Annotated in this window: 6 protein-coding genes and 2 pseudogenes; 5 read left to right on the forward strand and 3 right to left on the reverse strand. The window is 75.2% G+C overall.

The genetic code is table 11. The features are described 5' to 3' along the window. Positions 1–12: 12 nt before the first annotated feature. Complete coding sequence (locus ACWCXC_RS01985; protein ID WP_450886005.1) at positions 13–16,419, reverse strand: SDR family NAD(P)-dependent oxidoreductase; 16,407 nt, start codon at positions 16,417–16,419, stop codon at positions 13–15. Between the two features lie 353 nt (positions 16,420–16,772). Here ACWCXC_RS01985 and ACWCXC_RS01990 point away from each other — a divergent pair, with 353 nt between their 5' ends. From ACWCXC_RS01990 to ACWCXC_RS02000, 3 genes are all read left to right on the forward strand, one after another. Further along, a complete protein-coding gene (locus ACWCXC_RS01990) occupies positions 16,773–18,332 on the forward strand; it encodes an acyl-CoA carboxylase subunit beta (protein ID WP_450682437.1) in 1,560 nt (519 codons plus the stop codon). Between the two features lies 1 nt (position 18,333). Next, entirely contained in the window at positions 18,334–18,561 is a 228-nt protein-coding gene (locus ACWCXC_RS01995; RefSeq protein WP_450682438.1) for an acyl-CoA carboxylase epsilon subunit, read from the forward strand. A 136-nt stretch (positions 18,562–18,697) separates the two neighbouring features. Next, entirely contained in the window at positions 18,698–19,456 is a 759-nt protein-coding gene (locus tag ACWCXC_RS02000) for a thioesterase II family protein (RefSeq protein WP_450886008.1), read from the forward strand. 90 nt (positions 19,457–19,546) lie between these two features. On the opposite strand, the pseudogene ACWCXC_RS02005 reads toward ACWCXC_RS02000, so the two are convergent. Beyond that, positions 19,547–19,879: pseudogene (locus ACWCXC_RS02005) on the reverse strand (ATP-binding protein); the annotation flags it as partial. 127 nt (positions 19,880–20,006) lie between these two features. After that, a pseudogene (locus ACWCXC_RS02010) lies at positions 20,007–20,375 on the reverse strand (transcriptional regulator); the annotation flags it as partial. A gap of 365 nt (positions 20,376–20,740) precedes the next feature. Between ACWCXC_RS02010 and ACWCXC_RS02015 the strand changes: the two are divergent. Together ACWCXC_RS02015 and msrA are read left to right on the forward strand one after the other, a co-directional pair. After that, on the forward strand, positions 20,741–21,148 hold the full coding sequence (locus ACWCXC_RS02015; protein WP_450886010.1) for a four-helix bundle copper-binding protein: 408 nt from the start codon (positions 20,741–20,743) through the stop codon (positions 21,146–21,148). A gap of 180 nt (positions 21,149–21,328) precedes the next feature. Beyond that, the gene (gene msrA / locus ACWCXC_RS02020) at positions 21,329–21,850 is read left to right on the forward strand and encodes a peptide-methionine (S)-S-oxide reductase MsrA (RefSeq protein ID WP_450682444.1); all 522 of its coding nucleotides are present in this window, start codon (positions 21,329–21,331) and stop codon (positions 21,848–21,850) included. Positions 21,851–21,888: the final 38 nt, after the last annotated feature.

Genomic DNA, 21,888 nt, shown 5'->3' on the forward strand with positions numbered 1-21,888 from the left:
GCGTCGTCGGGGTCAGCTGAGTTCGCCGCCGGCCAGGGCGGCCCGTACGAGGTCGTCGACGGCCATCTCCTCGATGGCCGGAGCCGCGGCCTCCGTGGCGGCGGGACCGGGGTCCCCGGCCGGTTCGGTGCGGGCGAGTCCGAGGAGCGTGTCGAGCAGTCCGGACTCGCGCAGCCGCGCGGCCGGGATCGACAGCAGGGCCCGGCGCACGGCCTCGTCGTCCAGGGCGTCCCCGTCCGTGGACTCGGCCGCCGGCTCGGGGAGCAGTTCCTCGCCCAGGAATCCGGCCAGGGAGGCGGAGTTGGGGTAGTCGAACATCAGGGTGGCGGGCAGGCGGAGGCCGGTGGCCTTCTGGAGCCGGTTGCGGAGTTCGATCGCCCCGAGCGAGTCCAGGCCCAGTTCGGTGAAGCCCCGGTCGGCGGGGACCCCGGACGGGTCGCCGTGGCCGAGGACGGCGGCGGCGTGGCCCCGGACCAGCTCCTCCAGATAGCGGTCCCGCTCCGGGCCGGTGCGCAGCCCGGCCAGCTTGGCGCGGACCAGGGAGCCGTCCGTGTCGCCCGCGCCCGTGGACGGGACGGCGGCGGGCTTGGGGCCGGTGCGGACCGGCGGTCCGGCCAGGTCCCGGAGCAGGGCCGGGATCTCGTCGGCGCGTTCGCGCAGGGCCGCACGGTCGAGCCGGACCGGGGCGAGCAGGGCGGCGTCCTGGGCCATGGCCCGGTCGAACAGCGCGGTCCCGTCCGCGAAGGACAGCTCCAGCACCCCCGAGCGGCCCATGCGGCGCAGATCGGCGTCGGTCAGCTCGGGGCCCTCCCCGACCGTGCCCTCCCACAGGCCCCAGGCCAGGGAGGTGGCGGCGAGCCCGGCGGCCCGGCGTTCGGCGGCCAGGGCGTCGAGGAAGACGTTGGCCGCCGCGTACGTGGCCTGGCCCGCCGGAAGGATCTGCCCGCCGGCCGAGGAGTAGAGGACGAACGCGGCCAGGCCGAGGTTCCGGGTCAGTTCGTGCAGGTGCCAGGCGGCATCGACCTTGGGCCGCAGCACCGCGCCGACCTGTTCCGGGGTGACCGCCCCGACGAGCGCGTTGTCCATGACACCGGCCGCGTGCACGACCCCGGTCAGCGGATGCGCGTCCGGGATCTCGTCGAGCAGGGCGGCGAGCGCGTACCGGTCGGCCGCGTCCACCGCGACGATCCGGACCGACTCCGCTCCGGCGCCGACGAGTTCGGCGTGCAGCTCGGCGGCGCCCGGGGCGTCCTCGCCCCGGCGGCTGGTGAGCACCAGATGGCGGACGCCCTGTTCGGCGACGAGGTGCCGGGCGAGCACCGCACCCAGCAGTCCGGTGCCTCCGGTGATCAGGACGGTGCCGTCCGCCGCCCACTCCAAGGGGGTTCCCTGCGCGTCGGCGGGGGCGTAGCGGGGCACCAGGACCCTGCCCTCCCGTACGGCGATCTCCGTCTCGCCCGAGGCCAGGGCGGTGGGCAGGGCGGCGGCCGACGCGGGTGCGGCGTCGAGGTCCACGACGGTGAAGCGGCCCGGGTTCTCGGCCTGGGCCGCCCGCACCACGCCCCACAGCGGGGCCTGGACGCAGTCGACCTGGTCGGCGTCGTCGGCCACCACGGCGTTCCGGGTGACGAGCACCAGCCGGGAGTCCGCGAAGGCGGGCTCGGCCAGCCACTGGCCAAGGGTGTCGAGGAGCCGCCCCACGCAGGTGCGGACCCGCTCGGGGACCCCGCCCGTGGCCCCGAAGAGATCGGACACGTCCGGCGCGGTCAGCAGCACCGTGTCCGGTACGCGGTCCAGGGCGGCGGCCTCCGCGAGCGTGGTCACCGCGCGGAGGCCCGGCAGCGGCGGCCCCACGACGAGCCAGCCGTCGGCGGACGCGGCCGGGGCCTGCGGGGCGCCCGGCCGGGGGGCGGACCAGTCGACACGGAAGAGGTCGGCACCGCTTCCCGTGCCCGGGGCGGCGAGCTGGGCCGGGGAGACCTCGCGCACCACCAGCGATGCGACCGTGGCGACGGGCTCGCCGGTCGGCGCGGTGATCCGCAGCGCGACCGCGTCCGGGCCCGGCTTCGTCAGCCGCACCCGCAGGGCGGTGGCCCCGGTCGCGTGCAGGGTGACCCCGTTCCAGGCGAACGGCAGGGCGGCCCGGACGGGCCCCTCGTGGTCCGCGTCGAAGATCCGCTCCGCGTGCAGGGCGGCATCGAGCAGGGCCGGGTGCAGGGCGAAGGCGGCGGCCTCGGTCCGGGCGTGCTCCGGAAGCCCGATCTCCGCGAACAGTTCGTCCCCGCGCCGCCACGCCGCCGTGAGGCCCTGGAAGACCGGCCCGTACCCGTAGCCGAGCCCGGCCAGGTCCTCGTACATCCCGCTCACGTCCACGGGCCGCGCCCCGGCCGGCGGCCAGACCTCCAGGTCCGGCACCACGGGCGCCGGCTCGGCGGCCAGCACCCCGCGCGCGTTGCGGGTCCACGGCGCGCCCTCGGGCAGGTCCTCGGCCCGCGAGTACACGACGACGTCCCGCCGCCCCGACGCGTCCGCGTCGCCCACCGTCACCTGCACGGCCACCCCGGCCTTCGCCGGCAGCAGCAGCGGCGCCTCCTGCGTCAGCTCCTCCAGCCGCGCGCAGCCCGCCTCGTGCCCGGCGCGCAGCGCCATCTCGATGTACGCGGTGCCCGGCAGCAGCACGCTCCCGTGCACGGCGTGGTCCGCGAGCCACGGATGCGTGGCCACGGAGAGCCGCCCGGTCAGGACCGGCGCCCCGCTCTCCGGCGACACGACCACGGCGCTGAGCAGCGGGTGCCCGGCGGGCACCTGCCCCAGCCCGGCCGCGTCCCCGACGGCGGCGGGGGCGTCCAGCCAGTACCGGGTGCGCTGGAAGGCGTACGTCGGCAGCGCGACCCGCCGCGCCCCGCTCCCCTCCAGGAACGCGCCCCAGCCGACCCCGGCCCCGCGCGCCCACACCGCCCCGGCCCCGGCCATCGCCGCCCCGACTTCGCCCCGGTCGCGCCGCACGAGCGGCACGAAGGCACTGCCCTCGTCCCCGGCCGAGCCGGCTCCGAGTGCGGTGAGGACGGCGTCCGGCCCGATCTCGATGAACGTACGGGCCCCGAAGGATTCGGCAGCACGTACGGCATCCGCGAAGCGGACGGCCTGACGGACCTGATCGACCCAGTACTCGGGCGACTGCCAGTCCGAGGTCAGCTCACCCGTCACGGTCGAGACCGCCGGAATGCGGGGCTCGGCGTACGTCAACGAGGCCGCCACCGCGCGGAACTCGTCCAGCATCGGATCCATCAGCGAGGAGTGGAACGCGTGCGAGACGGAGAGGCGGTTCGTCTTGCGACCGGCGGCGGCGAAGTGCTCGCCCACCGCCAGGGCTTCCGCTTCGATGCCCGACACGACCACGGACCGGGGCCCGTTCACCGCAGCGATGGAGACACCGTCCGTCAGAAGGGGCAGGACTTCTTCTTCGGTGGCCTGGACGGCGACCATCGCGCCCCCGGCGGGGAGCGTCTGCATCAGCCGGCCCCGGGCCACCACCAACCGCGCCGCATCGGCCAGGGAAAACACCCCCGACACATGCGCGGCGGCCAGCTCACCGATCGAATGACCCACCACGACATCCGGCGTCACACCCCACGACTCCACCAGCCGGAACAACGCGACCTCGAAGGCGAAGAGAGCAGGCTGAGTGATCCCGGTCGCGTTCAGCGCCTCCGCGTCCTCACCCCACACCACATCCGCGAGCGACGCCCCAAGCTGCGTATCGACCTCCGCACACACGGCGTCGAAAGCCTCCGCGAACACCGGGAAGGAGTCGTACAGTTCACGCCCCATCCCCAATCGCTGCGCGCCCTGCCCCGTGAACAGGAACGCGGTCCTTCCGCTGGTGACGCTTCCCCGCGTGCCCTCGCCGTTCTCGAAGGCGGCGAGTTCGCGCAGGGCGCTGTCGGTGTCCGTGGCGAGGACGAGACCGCGGTGTTCCAGGGCGGCCCGGCCGGTGGCCAGGGTGTGGGCGACATCGCGGAGGTCGGTACCGGGGGCCGTGAGCAGATGGGCGCGCAGCGCGGCGGCCTGGCGGGCCGGGGCCTCGGGGTCGGCGCCGGAGAGGAGCAGGGGCACCGGGCGGACGAGGTCCGGACGGTCCTGCGGTTCGCCGGCGGCCGGGGAGACCGGCTGCGGGGCCTCCTCCACGATCAGATGGGCGTTCGTCCCGCTGAGGCCGAAGGAGGAGACCGTCGCGCGGCGCGGCCGGTCCTCGCGGCGCGGCCAGGGACGCGCTTCGGTGAGGAGGCGGACGTGTCCGGCCTCCCAGTCGACCTCGGGCGAGGGCTCGTCCACGTGCAGGGTCTTGGGCATCAGGCCGTGGCGCAGGGCCATGACGGACTTGATGACGCCGCTGACGCCGGCCGCCGCCTGGGCGTGGCCGATGTTGGACTTGATGGAGCCGAGCCAGACCGGGTCCTCGGCGGTGCGGCCCTGTCCGTAGGTGGCGAGGAGGGCCTGCGCCTCGATCGGGTCGCCGAGGCGGGTGCCGGTGCCGTGGCCCTCCACGAGGTCCACGTCGGAGGTGGTCAGTCCGCTCACGGCCAGGGCGCGCTGGATGACGCGTTGCTGGGAGGGGCCGTTGGGGGCGGTGAGGCCGTTGGAGGCGCCGTCCTGGTTGATGGCGGTGCCCCGGATGACGGCGAGGACGTCGTGGCCGAGGCGTTCGGCGTCGGAGAGCCGTTCGACCAGGAGCAGGCCGACGCCCTCCGCCCAGCCGGTGCCGTCCGCCCCGGCCGCGAACGCCTTGCAGCGGCCGTCGGCGGAGAGTCCGCGCTGCTGGGCGAACTCCACGTAGATCTCGGGCGTCGACATCACCGTGACCCCGCCGGCCAGCGCCATGCCGACCTCGCCGCGCCGCAGGGCCTGGCAGGCCATGTGGAGGGCGACCAGGGAGGAGGAGCAGGCGGTGTCGACGCTGACGGCCGGGCCCTCCAGGCCCAGGGTGTAGGCGACGCGGCCGGTGAGGATGGAGGCGGCGGTGCCGTTGCCGAGGTAGCCGGCGACGTCGTCGGGGATGTGCGGGAGGCGGGAGGCGTAGTCGTGGTACATCACGCCCGCGTACACACCGGTCTGGCTGCCGCGCATGGCCGTCGGATCGATGCCCGCGTGCTCGAACGCCTCCCAGGCCGACTGGAGGAGCAGCCGCTGCTGCGGGTCCATGGCCACGGCCTCGCGCGGGCTGATCCCGAAGAACGCCGGGTCGAACTCCGCCGCGTCGTAAAGGAATCCGCCGTCCCGGGCGTACGTCTTGCCGTGCAGTCCGGGCTCCGGGTCGTAGATGCCCTCGGTGTCCCAGCCCCGGTCCGTGGGGAATCCGGCGACGGCGTCGCGGCCCTCGGCGACCAGCTCCCACAGGTCGTCGGCGGAGCGCACCCCGCCGGGGAACCGGCAGCTGATGCCGACGATCGCGATGGGCTCGTCGTCGGAGATGCCCGTCGCGGGTGCGGGGGCCTCGGCGGGCGCCTCGTCCCGCGCACCGCCGAACTCGGTGTCCAGGTAGTCCGCGACGGCCCGGGTGTTCGGGTAGTCGAAGACGAGGGTGACGGGGAGCCGCAGCCCGGTGGCGGCGTTGAGCGCGTTGCGCAGTTCCACGGCGGCCAGCGAGTCGAAACCCAGCTCCTTGAACGCGCGGTCCACACCGATGGAATCGGCCGACGCGTGCCCGAGGACGGCGGCGACCTGTCCGGCGACCAGCTCGCGCAGGGTCCTGGTCCGGTCGGCCGCGCCGAGGGAGGCCAGCCGGCGGGCCAGGGTGTCGCCGCCCGGCGCGGCGGACGCGGTCCGGCGCCGCGCCGGTCGGGCGGCAGCGGCGGTGGCGCGCAGCAGCGGCGGTACGTCGGCGCCCCGGGCGTGCAGGGCGGCCGGGTCCACGAGGAGCGGGGCGACCAGGGCGTGCCGGGTGCGCAGCGCCTCGTCGAAGAGGGCGATGCCCCGTTCGGCGGGCAGGGCGGGGAGGCCGAGCCGGTTCATCTTCTCGACGTCGGCGTCGGTGAGTTCGCCGCCGAGCCCGGTGTTGACGGCCCACAGCCCGTACGCCAGCGCGGTGGCCGGCAGGCCGAGGGAGTGGCGGTGGGCGGCGAGGGCGTCGAGGAAGACGTTGGCGGCGGCGTAGTTGCCCTGTCCGGCGGGGAGCACGAGCCCGCCGGCCGAGGAGAACATCACGAACGCCGACAGGTCCAGGTCGCGGGTGAGTTCGTGCAGGTGCCAGGCGGCGTCCGCCTTGGGCCGCAGCACGGTGTCGAGCCGTTCGGCGGTCAGCGCGCCGATCAGCCCGGGGTCGACCACCCCCGCCGCGTGCACGACACCGCCCAGCGGGTGCGCCTGCGGTACGGCGTCGAGGACGGCGGCCAGGGCGTCCCGGTCGGCGGCGTCGCAGGCCGTGATCCGCACGTCCACGGCACCGGCCGCGAGGAGCCGGTCCCGCAGTCCGGCCGCGCCCGGGGCGTCGGGGCCCCGGCGGCTGGTGAGCACCAGATGCCGCACCCCGTGCCGCTGGACGAGGTGATGGGCGACGCGGGCGCCGAGGCCGCCGGTGCCTCCGGTGACCAGGACGGTCCGTTCGCCGTCCCAGGGCGCGGCGGCCTCGGGCACGGCGGCCCGCACGAGCCGGGGGACGAGGAACCGGCCGTCGCGCAGCGCCAGTTCGGGTTCGTCCTGGGCGAGGGCCGCCGCCACGGCGTCCGGGAGTCCGGCCGTGTCGATCCCGGCGGCGGGATCGGCGTCCAGCAGGACGATCCGGCCCGGGTTCTCGGCCTGCGCGGCCCGGACGATGCCCCAGACGGGCGCCTGGGCCAGGTCGGGGGACTCGGCCCCGTCGGTGGTGACGGCGCCCCGGGTGACGACGACCAGGGGGGTGGCGTCGAAGCGTTCGTCCGTCAGCCAGGTCTGTATCTGGTCGAGGACGTACGCCGTGGTCGTGCGGACCGCCTCGGGCACCGGCCAGCCGCCCGGCACCGGGCAGCAGGCCAGGACGGCCGCCGACGGGTCGGAGAGGATCGCCAGCCCGTACTCGTCCAGCACCGCCGGGGAGGACGGCAGCGGCTCGGCCGGCTGCCGGAGCGGTGACCATGCGATGTGGTGCAGCGCGTCGGAGACGGGTCCCTCGGCCACCGCGAGCTGGTCGGGCGAGACCGGGCGGCAGATCAGCGAGGACACCGTCATCACCGGGCTGCCGGTCTCGTCGGCGACGACCATCGCCGACTCCTCCGCGCCCCGGATGCGCCGGACGTACACCCGCAGCGCGGACGCGCCCGCGGCGTGCAGCGCGACCCCGCTCCAGGCGAACGGCAGCAGCGCCTCGGTGCCGCCCTCGCCCTGGTCCACCACCACGTCCACGTGCATGGCAATGTCCAGGAGCGCCGGGTGCAGCCCGTAGTCGGCGGCCTCGGCCCGCACGGTCTCCGGCAGGGCGACCTCGGCGAACAGCTCGTCGCCGCGCCGCCAGGCCGCCGTCAGCCCCTGGAACGCCGGGCCGTAGCCGTAGCCGCGCTCCCGCAGCCGCTCGTACGCGCCGTCGACCTCCACCGGGGCAGCCCCGCGCGGCGGCCACGTCGTCAGGTCGGCCCCCGGGACCTCCGGCGGGGCGCCGGTGGCGAGGAAGCCGGTGGCGTGCCGGGTCCAGGCGTCCTCGGGTGCCCCGTCGAGCCGGGAGTGGATGTGCAGCGGGCGGCGCCCCGAGGCGTCCGGGGCCCCGGCGGCGACGCGCAGGGACGCGCCCCCGTGCTCGGGCAGGACGAGGGGTGCCTCCAGGGTCAGTTCCTCCAGCACCTCGCAGCCGACCTGGTCCCCGAGCCGCACGGCCAGCTCCACGAACCCGGTGCCGGGGAGCAGGACCGCCCCGTGCACCCCGTGGTCCGCGACCCAGGGCTGCCCGGCGGCCGACAGCCGGCCGGTGAGCACGACCGCCCCGGACTCCGGCGCCACCACGGCCGCGCTGAGCACCGGGTGCTCGACGGCGTCCAGCCCGGCCGAGCCCACATCGCCCGTCTTCGCGGTGACGTCGAGCCAGTAGCGCGAGCGCTGGAACGCATACGTCGGCAGGTCCACCAGCGGCCCGCCGGTCCCGAGCACGGCGACCCAGTCCACGTCCGCCCCGCGCGCCCAGGCCGCACCGGCCCCGGCCACCACGTCCCGGACCTCGCCCCGGTCGCGCCGCACGAGCGGCACGAAGGCACTGCCCTCGTCCTCGGCGGTACCCGCTCCGAGCGCGGTGAGGACGGCGTCCGGCCCGATCTCGATGAACGTGCGTGCCCCGAAGGACTCGGCAGCGCGTACGGCATCCGCGAAGCGCACTGCTTCCCGCACCTGACCGACCCAGTACTCGGGCGACTTCCAGTCCGAGGTCAGCTCACCCGTCACGGTCGAGACCGCCGGAATGCGGGGCTCGGCGTACGTCAACGAGGCCGCCACCTCCCGGAACGCGTCCAGCATCGGATCCATCAGCGAGGAGTGGAACGCGTGCGAGACGGAGAGGCGGTTCGTCTTGCGACCGGCGGCGAAGTGCTCACCCACCGCCAGGGCTTCCGCTTCGATGCCCGACACGACCACGGACCGGGGCCCGTTCACCGCAGCGATCGAGACACCCTCCGTGAGGACAGGCAGGACTTCCTCCTCGGTCGCCTGGACGGCGACCATCGCGCCCCCAGCCGGGAGCGCCTGCATCAACCGGCCCCGGGCCACGACCAGACGGGCCGCATCGGCCAGGGACAGCACCCCCGACACATGCGCGGCGGCCACCTCACCGATCGAATGACCCACCACGACATCCGGCGTCACACCCCACGACTCCACCAGCCGGAACAACGCGACCTCGAAGGCGAACAACGCGGGCTGAGTGATCCCGGTCGCGTTCAACGCGTCCGCGTCGTCCCCCCACACCACATCCGCGAGCGACGCCCCGAGATGCGCATCGATCTCCGCACATACGGCGTCGAAAGCCTCCGCGAACACCGGGAAGGCAGCGTGCAGTTCACGACCCATCCCCAGCCGCTGCGCACCCTGCCCCGTGAACAGGAACGCCGACTTGCCTTCCTGGACCGCGTCGGCGCCCGTGAGCTGGTCGAGGGCGGTGACGAGGTCGTCGCGGTCGGTGCCGAGGGCGAGGGCGCGGTGTTCGAGGGCGGCGCGGCCGGTGGCGAGGGTGTGGGCGGCGGGGGCCAGTTCGGCGTCGGTGAGGAGGGGAAGGTGGTCGCGGAGGCGGCCGGCCTGGGCGTGCAGGGCCTCGGCGGTGGCGCCGGAGACGGGCCAGGCGAGGAGGTCGGGGAGTGCGGGGACCGGGGCGGGGGCCGTCGGGGCCGGTTCCTCGGCCTGCTCGATGATCACGTGGGCGTTGGTGCCGCTGATGCCGAAGGAGGAGATGCCGGCCCGGCGCGGATGCCCGGCCCGCTGCCACTCCCGGGCCTCGGTGAGGAGTTCGACGTCACCGGCCGACCAGTCGACCTGGTCCGAAGGGGTCTCCGCGTACAGGGACTTGGGCAGGACGCCGTGGCGCATCGCCATGACCATCTTGATGATGCCCGCGACACCGGCCGCCGCCTGCGTGTGGCCCATGTTCGACTTGATGGAGCCCAGCCACAGCGGCCGGCCCTCGGGCCGCTCCTGGCCGTAGGTCTCCAGGAGGGCCTGCGCCTCGATCGGGTCGCCGAGGCGGGTTCCGGTGCCGTGCGCCTCGACGACGTCGACCTCGGCGGCGGAGAGGCCCGCGTTGGCGAGGGCGCCCCGGATGACGCGCTGCTGCGCGGGGCCGTTGGGGGCGGTGAGGCCGTTGGAGGCACCGTCCTGGTTGAGGGCCGAGCCCTTGACGACGGCCAGGACGCGGTGGCCGTTGCGGCGGGCGTCGGACAGCCGCTCCAGGAGCAGCACGCCGGCGCCCTCGCCCCAGCCCGTGCCGTCCGCACCGGCGCCGAAGGACTTGCAGCGGCCGTCGGAGGACAGGCCGCGCTGGCGGGCCATGTCGAGGAAGGTGTCCGGGGTGGACATGATCGTGACACCGCCGGCCAGGGCCAGCGAGCACTCACCCGCCCGCAGGGCGCGGGCCGCCATGTGCAGGGCGACCAGGGACGACGAGCACGCCGTGTCGACGCTGACCGCCGGGCCCTCCAGGCCCAGGGTGTAGGCGACGCGCCCCGAGACGACGCTCGCGAGGCTGCCGTTGCCGTGGTAGCCCGCCACGTCGTCGGGGAGCGGGCCCAGGCGCAGCCCCCAGTCGTGGTACATCACCCCGGCGAAGACCCCGGTGTCCGTGCCCTTGACCGAGCGGGGGTCGATGCCCGCGCGCTCGAAGGTCTCCCAGGCGACCTCCAGCAGGAGCCGCTGCTGCGGGTCCATGGCCTGGGCCTCGCGCGGGCTGATCCCGAAGAACGCCGGGTCGAAGTGGGCGGCGTCGTAGAGGAAGGCACCCTCGGTGGAGTACGTGCGGCCGGGCTTGCCGATCTCCGGGTCGTACAGGCCGGTGTCCCAGCCCCGGTCCGTGGGGAACGGCCCGATCGCGTCGGAGCCCTCCGCGACGAGCCGCCACAGCTCCTCGGGCGAGGTCACCCCGCCCGGGTAGCGGCAGGCCATGGAGACGATCACGACCGGGTCGTCGACGGTGGCTCCGATGCGGGGTGCCGGGGCCTGCGGTCCGGCCGCCGTGGCCTCCCCGGCGAGCTTGGTGACCAGGTATTCCGCCAGGACCGTCGCCGTGGGGTAGTCGAAGGTCAGGGTGGCGCTGAGCCGGAGACCGGTGGCGGTGGCGAGGCGGTTGCGGAGTTCGACGGCGGCGAGCGAGTCGAAGCCCGTCTCCATGAAGGCGCGGGTGGCGCTGACCTCGTCGGCGCCGGCGTGGCCGAGGACGGCGGCGGTCTCGGTGCGGACCAGGCGCAGCATGTGCGCCAGCCGGTCGGCGGCGCTCATCCCCGCCAGGAGCGCGGCGAGCGGGGCGGTGCCGGTCACCGGCGCCGGGCCGCCCGCGGCGCGGGCGGCGGCCGGGGCGGTGCGGGGCCGGACGAGGGCGCGCAGCAGCGTGGGCGTGCCGTCCGTACGGGCGCGTACGGCGCGGGGGTTGACGCGTACGGGGACGACGGCCGGTTCGTCCGTGCGCAGCGCCTTGTCGAGCTGGGCCAGGTTCTCGGCGAAGGACAGCGAGTCCAGGCCGAGGCGTTCGATACGGGTCAGCGCGGCGGCGTCCAGCGAGGCGCCCATGCCGCCGCCGCCGGCCCACAGGCCCCAGGCCAGCGAGGTGACGACCTGCCCGGCCGCCGCCCGGCGGGCGGCCAGCGCGTCCAGGAACAGGTTGGCGGCGGCGTAGTTGCCCTGGCCCGCGCCGTCGAGGACGGTGGAGGCGGAGGAGAACAGGACGAACGCGGCGAGCCCGAGGTCCGCCGTCAGCTCGTGGAGGTGCCAGGAGGCGTCCACCTTGGGCCGCAGCACCGTGTCGAGCCGGGCCGGGGTGAGGCCGCCGACGAGACCGTCGTCGATGACGCCCGCCGCGTGCACCACGGCGCGCAGCGGGTGCGCGTCCGGGACGGCGGCGAGCAGGGCGGCCAGCGCGTCCCGGTCCGCGACATCGGTGGCCGAGACGGTGACCTCGGCGCCGTGCTCCGCGAGTTCGGCGACGAGTTCGCGGGCCCCGGGGGCGTCGGCGCCGCGCCGGCTGGTGAGGATCAGGCGGCGGACTCCGTGCTCGTGCACGAGGTGGCGGGCGAGTGCGGCGCCGACGCCTCCGGTGCCGCCGGTCAGCAGCACGGTTCCGGTCGCGTCCCAGGGCGCCGGGCGCTCCTCCTCGGGCTCGGGCACGGCGGTGAGCCGGGGGACGTACACGCGGTCGCCGCGCAGGGCGAGTTCGGGCTCGCCCGTGGCGGCCAGCGCCCGGCCGAGATGGGCGGCACCGGCCTCGTCGGTGTCGACCAGGACGAACCGGCCCGGGTTCTCCGCCTCGGCGGAGCGCACCAGCCCCCAGACGGGTGCCTGGCCCAGGTCGACATCGGTGCCGGGGACGGCGGCGCCTCCCCGGGTGACGACGGCGAGCCGCGCCCCGGCGTTCCGCTCGTCGGCCAGCCAGCTCTGGACGGCGGCCAGCGCGTCGGCGGCGACCGCGCGGACGGCGGCGGGCACATCGCCGTCCGGGGTGGCCGGGACGCGGTAGACGACGAGGTCCGGGACGCCGTCCCCCGCCACGTCACCGAGCGCATCGAACTCCGCGAACTCCACGGACTCCGCGGCGAGTTCAGCGTCGTGCCAGCGGACGGCGAGCAGCGGGTCGGTGCGGTCGGCGGCGAGCTGGGCGGCGGTGACGGCGCGCAGCAGCAGCGATTCGACGCGGGCGACGGGGGCGCCGGCGGCGTCCGCGACGGTCACGTCCAGTTCGTCGGAGCCGTTGGCGGTGATGCGGACGCGGACGGCCGGCGCGCCCGCCGCGTACAGGGTGGCCCGGTTCCAGGAGAACGGGACCCAGGTGCCCTCCGGCCGCTCGCCCCGCGCGGCGAGAGCGTGGTCGGCGGGGTGCAGGGCGGCGTCCAGGAGCGCCGGGTGCAGGCCGTAGCCGGCCGCGTCGGCGCGTACGTGCTCCGGGAGTTCGACGTCGGCGTAGACCGCGCCGTCCAGCAGCCAGGCGGCCCGCACACCGTGGAAGGCGGGCCCGTAGCCGTAGCCCTCTCCGGCCATGTCGGTGTACAGGGTGCTGACGTCGAGGGGAGCGGCTCCGGCCGGGGGCCAGGCCCCGGCGAGGGCTCCGGTGTCCGGCTCCGGGGCCGTGGGGGCGAGGACGCCCGTGGCGTGGCGGGTCCAGGGGTCCTCCGCGTCCTCGGCGGCCTCGGCTCCGTCCGGGCGGGAGAAGCACTCGACGGTGCGGCGGCCGGAGGCGTCGGCGGGGGCCACGACGATCTGGAGGTCGACGCCGCCGGACGCGGGCAGCACCAGCGGGGCCTGGAGCGTCAGTTCCTCCACCGAGCCGCAGCCGGTCTCCGTCGCGGCGCGCAGGGCCAGTTCGACGAAGGCCGTGCCCGGCAGCAGGGTGACGCCCGCGATGGTGTGGTCGGCGGTCCAGCGGTGGGTGCGCGGCGCCACCCGTCCGGTGAGGACGGTGGTGCCGGTGCCGGCGAGGTCGCCCGCCGAGCCGAGGACGGGGTGGAGCGTGGCGAGCCGGCCGAGACCGGTGGAGGCGGACGGCTGGGGCGCCAGCCAGTAGCGGCGGGTGCGGAACGCGTACGTGGGCAGCTCGACGGGCCGGGTGCGGCGGCCCGCGTACAGCGCGTCCCAGTCGATCCGCGCCCCGCGCACCTGGGCGAGGGCCACGGCCCCCAGCACCTCGCGGACCTCGTCCTTCCCGGCGCGCAGCAGCGGGGCGAAGACGGTGTCGGCCTCGCGCTCCTCGGGCAGGCAGTGCTGGCCGAGGGCGCTGAGGACGCCGTCCGGGCCGAGCTCCAGGAAGGTGCGGGCGCCGCCCTCGGTGAGGAGCCAGTCCATGGCGTCGGAGAAGCGCACGGCGTTGCGGACGTGACCGGTCCAGTAGTCCGGGGAGCACAGCTCGGCGGCGGTCGCCGGCCGCCCGGTGACGGTGGAGACGACGGGCACGGTGGGCGCGGAGTAGCTGAGCACCCCGGCGACGCGGCGGAACTCCTCCAGCATCGGTTCCATCAGCGGCGAGTGGAAGGCGTGGGACACCTGGAGCCGCTTGGTCTTCCTGCCCTGCGCGGCGAAGCGCGCGGCCAGGGCGAGCGTGGCGTCCTCCTCGCCGGAGAGCACCACGGAGTCCGGCCCGTTGAGCGCGGCCACGGCGACGTGCTCGGAGAGGAACGGAAGGACTTCCTCCTCGGTCGCCCGGACGGCGATCATGGCGCCGCCGGAGGGCAGTTCCTGCATCAGCCGGCCGCGCGCGCCGACGAGGATCGCCGCGTCCTCCAGGTTCAGGACCCCGGCGGCGTGGGCTGCCGCGATCTCCCCGATGGAGTGCCCGGCCAGGAAGTCCGGCCGCACCCCCCACGACTCGACCAGCCGGAACAGCGCCACCTCGACGGCGAACAGCGCGGTCTGCGCGTACCGCGTCTCGTTGAGCAGCGCCGCCTCCGGCGAGCCCTCCCGCGCGAACAGCACGTCCCACAGCGAGACGTCGAGCTGGAGGTCCAGCCAGCCGATCGCGTCCGCGAGGGCGTCCGCGAAGACCGGGTGGGCGTCATGGAGGCGGCGGCCCATGGCGAGGCGCTGGCTGCCCTGCCCGGTGAAGAGGAACGCGAGGCGCCCGGCGGGCAGCGTGCCCGTCCGGGTGTCGGCGGTGTCCGTCCCCTCCGCCAGGGCGCGCAGCCCGGCGAGGAGTCCGTCGCGGTCGGCGGCGACGACCGCGCCCCGGTGCTCCAGGGCGGCCCGGCCGGTGCCCAGCGCGTGCCCCAGGTCGGCCGGGGTGAGGTCGGGGCGCTCGTCCAGGAAGGCGGCGAGGCGGGCGGCCTGGGCGCGCAGCCCGTCGTCGGAACGCGCCCCGACGGGGACGAGCGCGGGAGCGGAGTCGGCGCCGGCGTCACCACCGGGGGTGCCGTCACTTCCGTCGCCGTCCTCGGCGGGCGGCTCCTCCACGATCACATGGGCGTTGGTGCCGCTGATGCCGAATCCGGAGACGCCGGCCCGGCGCGGCCGGTCCTCGGTCGCGGGCCACGGCACGGGCTCGGTGAGCAGCCGTACGGTCCCGGCGGACCAGTCGACGTTGCCGGTGGGGGCGTCGACGTTCAGGGTGCGGGGCAGCACCCCGTTCCGCATCGCCATGATCATCTTCATGAGTCCGGCGACCCCGGCGGCGGCCTGGGTGTGCCCGAGGTTGGACTTCACCGAGCCCAGCCACAGCGGCCGGTCCGCGGGCCGGTCCTTGCCGTAGGTGGCGATGAGCGCGCGGGCCTCGATCGGGTCGCCGAGGGTGGTGCCGGTGCCGTGCGCCTCGACCGCGTCGACCTCGCCGGGGGTGAGCCCGGCGTCGGCGAGGGCCTGGGTGATGACGCGCTGCTGGGCGGTGCCGCTGGGGGCGGTGAGCCCGTTGCTGGCCCCGTCCTGGTTGACGGCCGAACCGCGGATGACGGCGAGGACCCGGTGGCCGTTGCGGCGGGCGTCGGAGAGCCGTTCCACGACGAGCAGGCCGACACCCTCCGCGAAGGAGGTGCCGTCGGCGCCCGCCGCGAACGCCTTGATGCGGCCGTCCGGGGCGAGCCCGCGCTGCCGGCTGAACTCCGTGAACAGCCCCGGGGTGCTCAGCACGGTCACCCCGCCGGCCAGCGCCATCGCGCACTCGCCCCGGCGCAGCGACTGGACGGCCAGGTGGAGCGAGACCAGCGAACCGGAGCAGGCGGTGTCGACGGTCAGCGCGGGCCCCTCCAGCCCGAGCGCGTAGGCGACCCGCCCCGAGGTGACGCTGAGCGCGCCTCCGGTGACGAGGTATCCGGTCAGGTTCTCCGGGGCGTCCTGGACGCGCGGTCCGTACTCGGAGGGCCCGGCGCCGATGAACACGCCCGTACGGCTGCCGCGCAGCGAGGTCGGGTCGATCCCCGTCCGCTCCAGCGCCTCCCAGGCGGTCTCCAGGAGGAGCCGCTGCTGCGGGTCCATCGCCAGCGCTTCGCGCGGCCCGATCCCGAAGAACTCGGCGTCGAAGTCCGGGGCGTCGTGCAGGAATCCGCCGGTCCGGGTCGCGCAGGTGCCGGGCACGGACGGGTCGTCGCCGAAGAGCGCGTCGAGGTCCCAGCCCCGGTTCTCGGGGAACGGCCCGACCGCGCTCGCACCGCCGTCGACCAGGTCCCACAGCTCCTCGGCGGAGCGGATGCCGCCGGGGAACCGGCCGCTGATGCCGACGACCGCGATGGGCTCGCCGTCGAAGGCCGGGGCCGCCTGCTCGGCGGCCTGCTCCCGGCGGGCGTCGGGGGCGCCGAGCAGTTCCGTACGGACACAGGCGGCGAGCAGTTCGGGGCTCGGGTGGTCGAAGGCGGCGGTCACCGGCAGGGCCAGCCCGGTCGCCGCGTTCAGACGGGCGTGCAGGTCGACCAGGGCGATGGAGTCCAGCCCCAGTTCCCGGAACGAGGTGCGGGCGACGACCACCGGCTCGGCGTCCGGGCGGACCTTGCGCAGGCACGCCGCGGTGTGCTCGCAGACCAGATCCGTGAGGAGCCTGGTCTGCTCGCTCAGCGGCAGCCCGGCCAGCCGGCCGGCCGGCGCGGCGGTGCCGGAGACCTGTTCCGGGCCGGGAATCGCCTCCGTACCCGCCGGAGCGGCGGCCCCGGAAGTCTCCCCCGCACCACCCGGAGCGGCGGCACCGGCCGCCTGTTCCGGGCCGTGGGTCTTCTGCGGAGCGGCGGCGGCAGCGGCCTCCCCCGGGCCCGACGGCCGGCCGGCCTCCGAGCGTCCCCCCGGGCGGACCTCCGCGCCGGACATGTCATCAGCGACAGGATCGAAGCCCGCGGACATCTGCACGCTCCCAGCTCGTATCGAATGCCCCGCACCGTTCCAGCCACGGGGTGTCCGCACGCTAGGTCGGCCCCGAAGGGCGGCGACACCCCTATCCCCCCAGGTGTTGACCCTGCTCGCGGCCGGTCCGCACCCACCGGAACCGGCCGTTCACCGCCGCGCCGTACCGCGAGATGCCTGCTGGGCCCGGGTGGCGGCGGACCGGGGCGCGGTCAGGGGGGTGGTCGGTGTTCTCCGCGCGCGCCCCCGGACCCTTCAATGGCACGCACTGCCCAGGGCGCCGCCCACGGCGGGCCCGATGGCCGAGAGACGGGTGGAGCATGACCGTTGCCGATGTCAGTGTCCGAGTCGCCGAACGAGGAGCGATCAAGGAGGCCGTGGAGCTGGGCCCTTCGCCGAGTGCCACCGAGGCGCAGCGCGCACGGGGCAAGCTGACCGTACGCGAACGGCTGGACCTGCTGTTCGACCCCGGGACCTTCCGGGAGATCGAGCAACTGCGCCGCCACCGCGCCTCCGGGTTCGGGCTGGAGGACCGCAGACCGCACACCGATGGCGTCGTGACCGGCTGGGGCCAGGTCGAGGGCCGGAAGGTGTTCGTGTACGCGCACGACTTCCGGATCTTCGGCGGCTCGCTGGGCGAGGCGCACGCGCAGAAGATCCACAAGGTGATGGACCTCGCCCTGGCGGCGGGCGCACCCCTGGTGTCGCTCAGCGACGGCGCGGGCGCCCGCATCCAGGAGGGCGTCACCGCGCTCGCCGGCTACGGCGGCATCTTCCGCCGCAATGTGGCGGCGTCCGGGGTGATCCCGCAGATCAGCGTGATGCTCGGCCCGTGCGCGGGCGGCGCCACGTACTCACCGGCGCTCACCGACTACGTCTTCATGGTCCGCGACATCGCGCAGATGTACATCACCGGACCCGACGTCGTGCAGGCCGTCACCGGCGAGAAGATCAGCCACAACGACCTGGGCGGGGCCCAGGTGCACTCGACGGTCTCGGGCGCGAGCGCCTTCCTGTACGACACCGAGGAGGAGTGCCTGGAGGAGGTGCGCCACCTCCTCACGCTGCTCCCCTCCAACAACCGCGAACTGCCTCCGGTCCAGCCGTGCGACGACCCGGTCGACCGCCTCGGCGACGCCCTGTGCCGTCTGGTCCCGGCCGACCCGAACGTCGCGTACGACATGCGGGCGGTCATCGAGGAGATCGTCGACGACGGCGACCTCTTCGAGGTCCACGCGCACTGGGCGACCAACATCATCTGCGGGCTGGCCCGTCTGGACGGCCATGTCGTCGGCATCGTCGCCAACCAGCCGGCCTCCCTCGCCGGCGTCCTCGACATCCACGCCTCCGAGAAGGCCGCGCGCTTCGTCCAGACCTGCGACGCATTCTCGATCCCGCTCGTCACCCTGGTCGACGTCCCCGGTTTCCTCCCGGGCAGCGACCAGGAGCACAACGGCGTGATCCGCCACGGCGCGAAACTGCTGTACGCGTACTGCAACGCCACCGTGCCCCGCGTCCAGGTCATCCTGCGCAAGGCGTACGGCGGCGCGTACATCGTCATGGACTCCCGCTCCATCGGCGCCGACCTCTCCTTCGCCTGGCCCACCAACGAGATCGCCGTCATGGGCGCGGAGGGCGCCGCCAACGTCGTCTTCCGCCGCGAGATCGCCGCCGCCGACGACCCGGAGGCGGCCCGCGCCCAGCGCGTGAAGCAGTACCGCCAGGAGCTGATGCACCCCTACTACGCCGCCGAACGCGGCCTGGTGGACGACGTCATCGACCCGGCGGCCACCCGCCGCGTCCTCGCCGACGCCCTCGACGTCCTGCGCGCCAAACACGTCCCCCTGCCCGAACGCAAGCACGGCAACCCGCCGTTCTGACATGACCGCCGATCCGTACGTACGCGCGGAGGCCGGCCCCGGCCCCCACCTCCGCATCGAGCGCGGCACCCCGGACGCGGACGAACTGGCCGCCGTCCTCCTCGTCCTCCTCACCGCGACCCGCACCGTGGAGGCGTCCACCGGGGACACGCTCACCCCCCACCCCCGCTCCCGCTGGGGCCCGTCCCGCGGCTGGCGCCCCCCGGGGGCATGGCCCACGACACCGTGACGCCGCACACCCGGCGCACACCGCGAGCGCCCGGACCGCACCGTGACCGACCCAGCACCCGGCACTCCGCACCCCGTACTCCGCACCGCGCATCGCGCACACCACAGCCCGTACTCCGTGAGGACACACCCCGCCCATGACCACGACGACACCGACCACCACCCCCTGGCTCCGCCGCTTCCACCCGGCCGAACGGGCCCCGGTGCGGCTGTTCTGCCTCCCCCACGCGGGCGGCGCGGCCAGCTACTACTTCCCCGTCTCGCGCGCGCTGGCGCCGGCCGCCGATGTGGTGGCCGTCCAGTACCCCGGCCGCCAGGACCGCCGCCACGAGACCTGCGTGGACGACGTACGCCAACTCGCGGACCTCGTCACGGCCGAGATGCTGCCGTGGTGCGACCGCCCGGTGGCCCTCTTCGGCCACAGCCTCGGCGCCACGCTCGGCTTCGAGGTGGCCCTGCGCCTGGAGGCGGCCGGCACGGTCCCCGTCGCCCTGTTCGCCTCGGGCCGCCGCGCCCCGTCCCGGCCGCGTGAGAACGAGCGCGTCCACCAGGCCCCGGACGCCCGGCTCCTCCAGACCATCCGCCGCATGAGCGGCACCGACCCGGCGGTCCTGGCCGACGAGGAACTCCTGCGGTCGGTCCTCCCGGCGATCCGCGCCGACTACCGCGCCGCCGAAACGTACCGCTACCACCCCGGCCCGCCCCTGACCTGCCCGATCGACGTACTGAACGGCACCGAGGACCCCGAGGTCACCGAGGACGAGGCGGCGGCCTGGACGACCCACACCACGGCGGCCACGACCTTCCACTCCTACGAGGGCGGCCACTTCTACCTGAACGACCACGCCCCGGCGGTCATCGCCCACATCCGCGCCCGCCTGGCGGAACTGGCGTAACGAGAGGTGTGAGGAGGGGGCGCGACACCCCCTCCTCACACCCCTGTCGGTCCGACCCGTCCCGCCCCAGTCCCGGCCCAGGGCGGCGACAACCCGTAACCCTCGTCCGCCGGCTTCGTCCATATCCGCCCGGCGGAGCACCGGCCGGAGCCGTGACCGGTCGGAGACGGCAAGGCGTACGGTGCGTTCGGCGGTGCGCTCGACCACGACACGGATCGGGCCGCGCCGGGCATGCCGAACCGCGTTGGTGACCAGTTCGCTGACGATCAGATCACCGTCCCCGGCCAGCTCCTCCAGATCCCCGCAGGCAAGGGCGGTGCGCGTGAGGCGCCGCGCGGCGGCGGGGCTCTCCGGGAGGCGCGGCAGGGTCTCGCTGTAGCCGGGATGCCCGGTGGGGCGGACCCTGGTGGCGGATGGTGGCATGGCTGTCCGTTCTCCCGGATCGGGTGGCCCCCGGACACCGGTCGAACGGCAGCCGCGGGCGTTGTGCCCTCATGCAAGCGCCAGGCCCAGCAGGCCGACAGGGGCGCAACGTCCCACTTTCACCACGTTAGGGAGTGACCCCCAGGAACTCGGCCAACGGGCGAAGTCCCGGCGGATGGTTGGGGAGCGCCCAGAGGTCGCGGACGATCGCCACGGCAAGGGTGTGGTGCCGCATCCACGTCGGGGCCACGCGACGCAGGGACTCCAGGGTCTTCACCGCACCGGCCGCGTCCCCGATGTCCGTATGGGCCCGTGCCACGTCGAGCAGCAGCCAGGTGCGCCACGACGGGGGTGTGTCCTTGCTCAGCCGCATCCCCTTTGCCAGGGCGAGGGCGTCCCGGGGACGCCCGTACTGCACGGCCAGCCGCACGCGCTCGATACGCACCGACGAGGGGCTGAAGACGCTGGTCATGCGGGTGTCACCGCCCTCGGGCAGCCCTCCAGGGAGAACTCCGGCCCCGGCGGTCCGGGCTCCGGCCCCCACAACGCCGGCATGACCGCCCGCCGCACCGCCACGATTCGCGGCCCCCGGCCCCCGGCCCCGGCCCGGGGCACCTCCACCCCCTCCGCCCGCAGGTGGCGGGCGGAGGGGACGTCGGCCACGATGGGCAGGTGGGGCCGCGCGAGGAAGGGGTCCGCATGTCAAGGGATCGTTTCGGCTCCGCCACGTCCCGGACCTCGCCGTCGGCCCGGCCCCTTTCCGGCCCTGCCCCGCACCCGGCTCCGCCCCCTTCCGGCCCTACTCCGCACGGCTCCGCCCCGCCCCCGCTCTTCCCACCCCCGCGACAGGAGCGACGACCCATGCCCAGCGTGGATGAACTGCTTGAGGCGCACCCGTCCGCCCCCGCGTCATCGCGGCGCCAGGCCCTCGCACGCGCGGTGCGGGCGGCGCTGGACTGCGCGGCCGCCTGTACGGCCTGCGCGGACGGCTGCCTCGCCGAGGACGACACCGCCTCCCTGGCCAGAGCGGCGGCAGCCGCCGAGCACTGTGCGCCGGTCTGCCTGCTCACGGCCACGACGCTGCTGCGGCAGAGTGCTCACGAGGACCGCGCGGCCCTCATCGCCCTGGTGCAGGCATGTACGAGCGCCTGTCTGCGCTGCGAGCGGGAATGCCGGGAACACGAGCTGATGCACGCCCACTGCCGCCTCTGCACCGAAGCGTGCACGGCCTGCGCCGAAGCCTGCGAACACCTCCTCGAGGTGCTGTGAACACCTCCTTCGGCGGCCCCACGGACGCCGTCCTCGGCGGCCCCGCGAACGCCGCCCTCTCCAGAGGTGCCGCACACGCTTCCTTGAGAGGGTGCGGTGAGGGCCGACCACGGAGACCCATGGCCCGGCCCAACCGGGGCCGCCAGGGCCCGGAACAGAACACCCACGTCGGAGGGCGACATGAACGACCGGACCGAGAAGGCCGTACTGGCCGGAGGCTGCTTCTGGGGCATGCAGGAGCTCATCCGCCACCAGCCCGGTGTCCTCGCCACGCGCGTGGGCTACACGGGCGGCGACACGCCGAACGCCACGTACCGCGCACACGGCGACCACGCCGAGGCCATCGAGATCCTCTACGACCCCACCCGCACCACCTACCGCGACCTGCTGGAGTTCTTCTTCCAGATCCATGACCCCAGCACCCGTGACCGCCAGGGCAACGACATCGGCCGCAGCTACCGGTCGGCGATCTACTACACCGACGACGACCAGCGCCGGACGGCGCTGGACACGCTCGCGGACGTCGATGCCAGCGGCCTGTGGCCGGGGCCCGCCGTCACCGAGGTCCAGCCCCTGGGCGACTTCTGGGAGGCCGAGCCCGAACACCAGGACTACCTCCAGCACTACCCCAACGGCTACACCTGCCACTTCCCCCGCCCCGGCTGGAAGCTCCCCGCGCGCGACGCCCGTACCGACCCGTGACCACACGCACGGCACGGGAAAGCCGTCGCCCACCGCCG

The organism is Streptomyces sp. NPDC001515 (assembly GCF_053597115.1).

Coding starts and splice junctions, on each gene's coding strand:
- ACWCXC_RS01985 (WP_450886005.1), bottom strand. CDS start 16,419: ATGTCCGGCGCGGAGGTCCGCCCGGGGGGACGCTCGGAGGCCGGCCGG.
- msrA (WP_450682444.1), top strand. CDS start 21,329: ATGAACGACCGGACCGAGAAGGCCGTACTGGCCGGAGGCTGCTTCTGG.
- ACWCXC_RS02000 (WP_450886008.1), top strand. CDS start 18,698: ATGACCACGACGACACCGACCACCACCCCCTGGCTCCGCCGCTTCCAC.
- ACWCXC_RS01995 (WP_450682438.1), top strand. CDS start 18,334: ATGACCGCCGATCCGTACGTACGCGCGGAGGCCGGCCCCGGCCCCCAC.
- ACWCXC_RS02015 (WP_450886010.1), top strand. CDS start 20,741: ATGCCCAGCGTGGATGAACTGCTTGAGGCGCACCCGTCCGCCCCCGCG.
- ACWCXC_RS01990 (WP_450682437.1), top strand. CDS start 16,773: ATGACCGTTGCCGATGTCAGTGTCCGAGTCGCCGAACGAGGAGCGATC.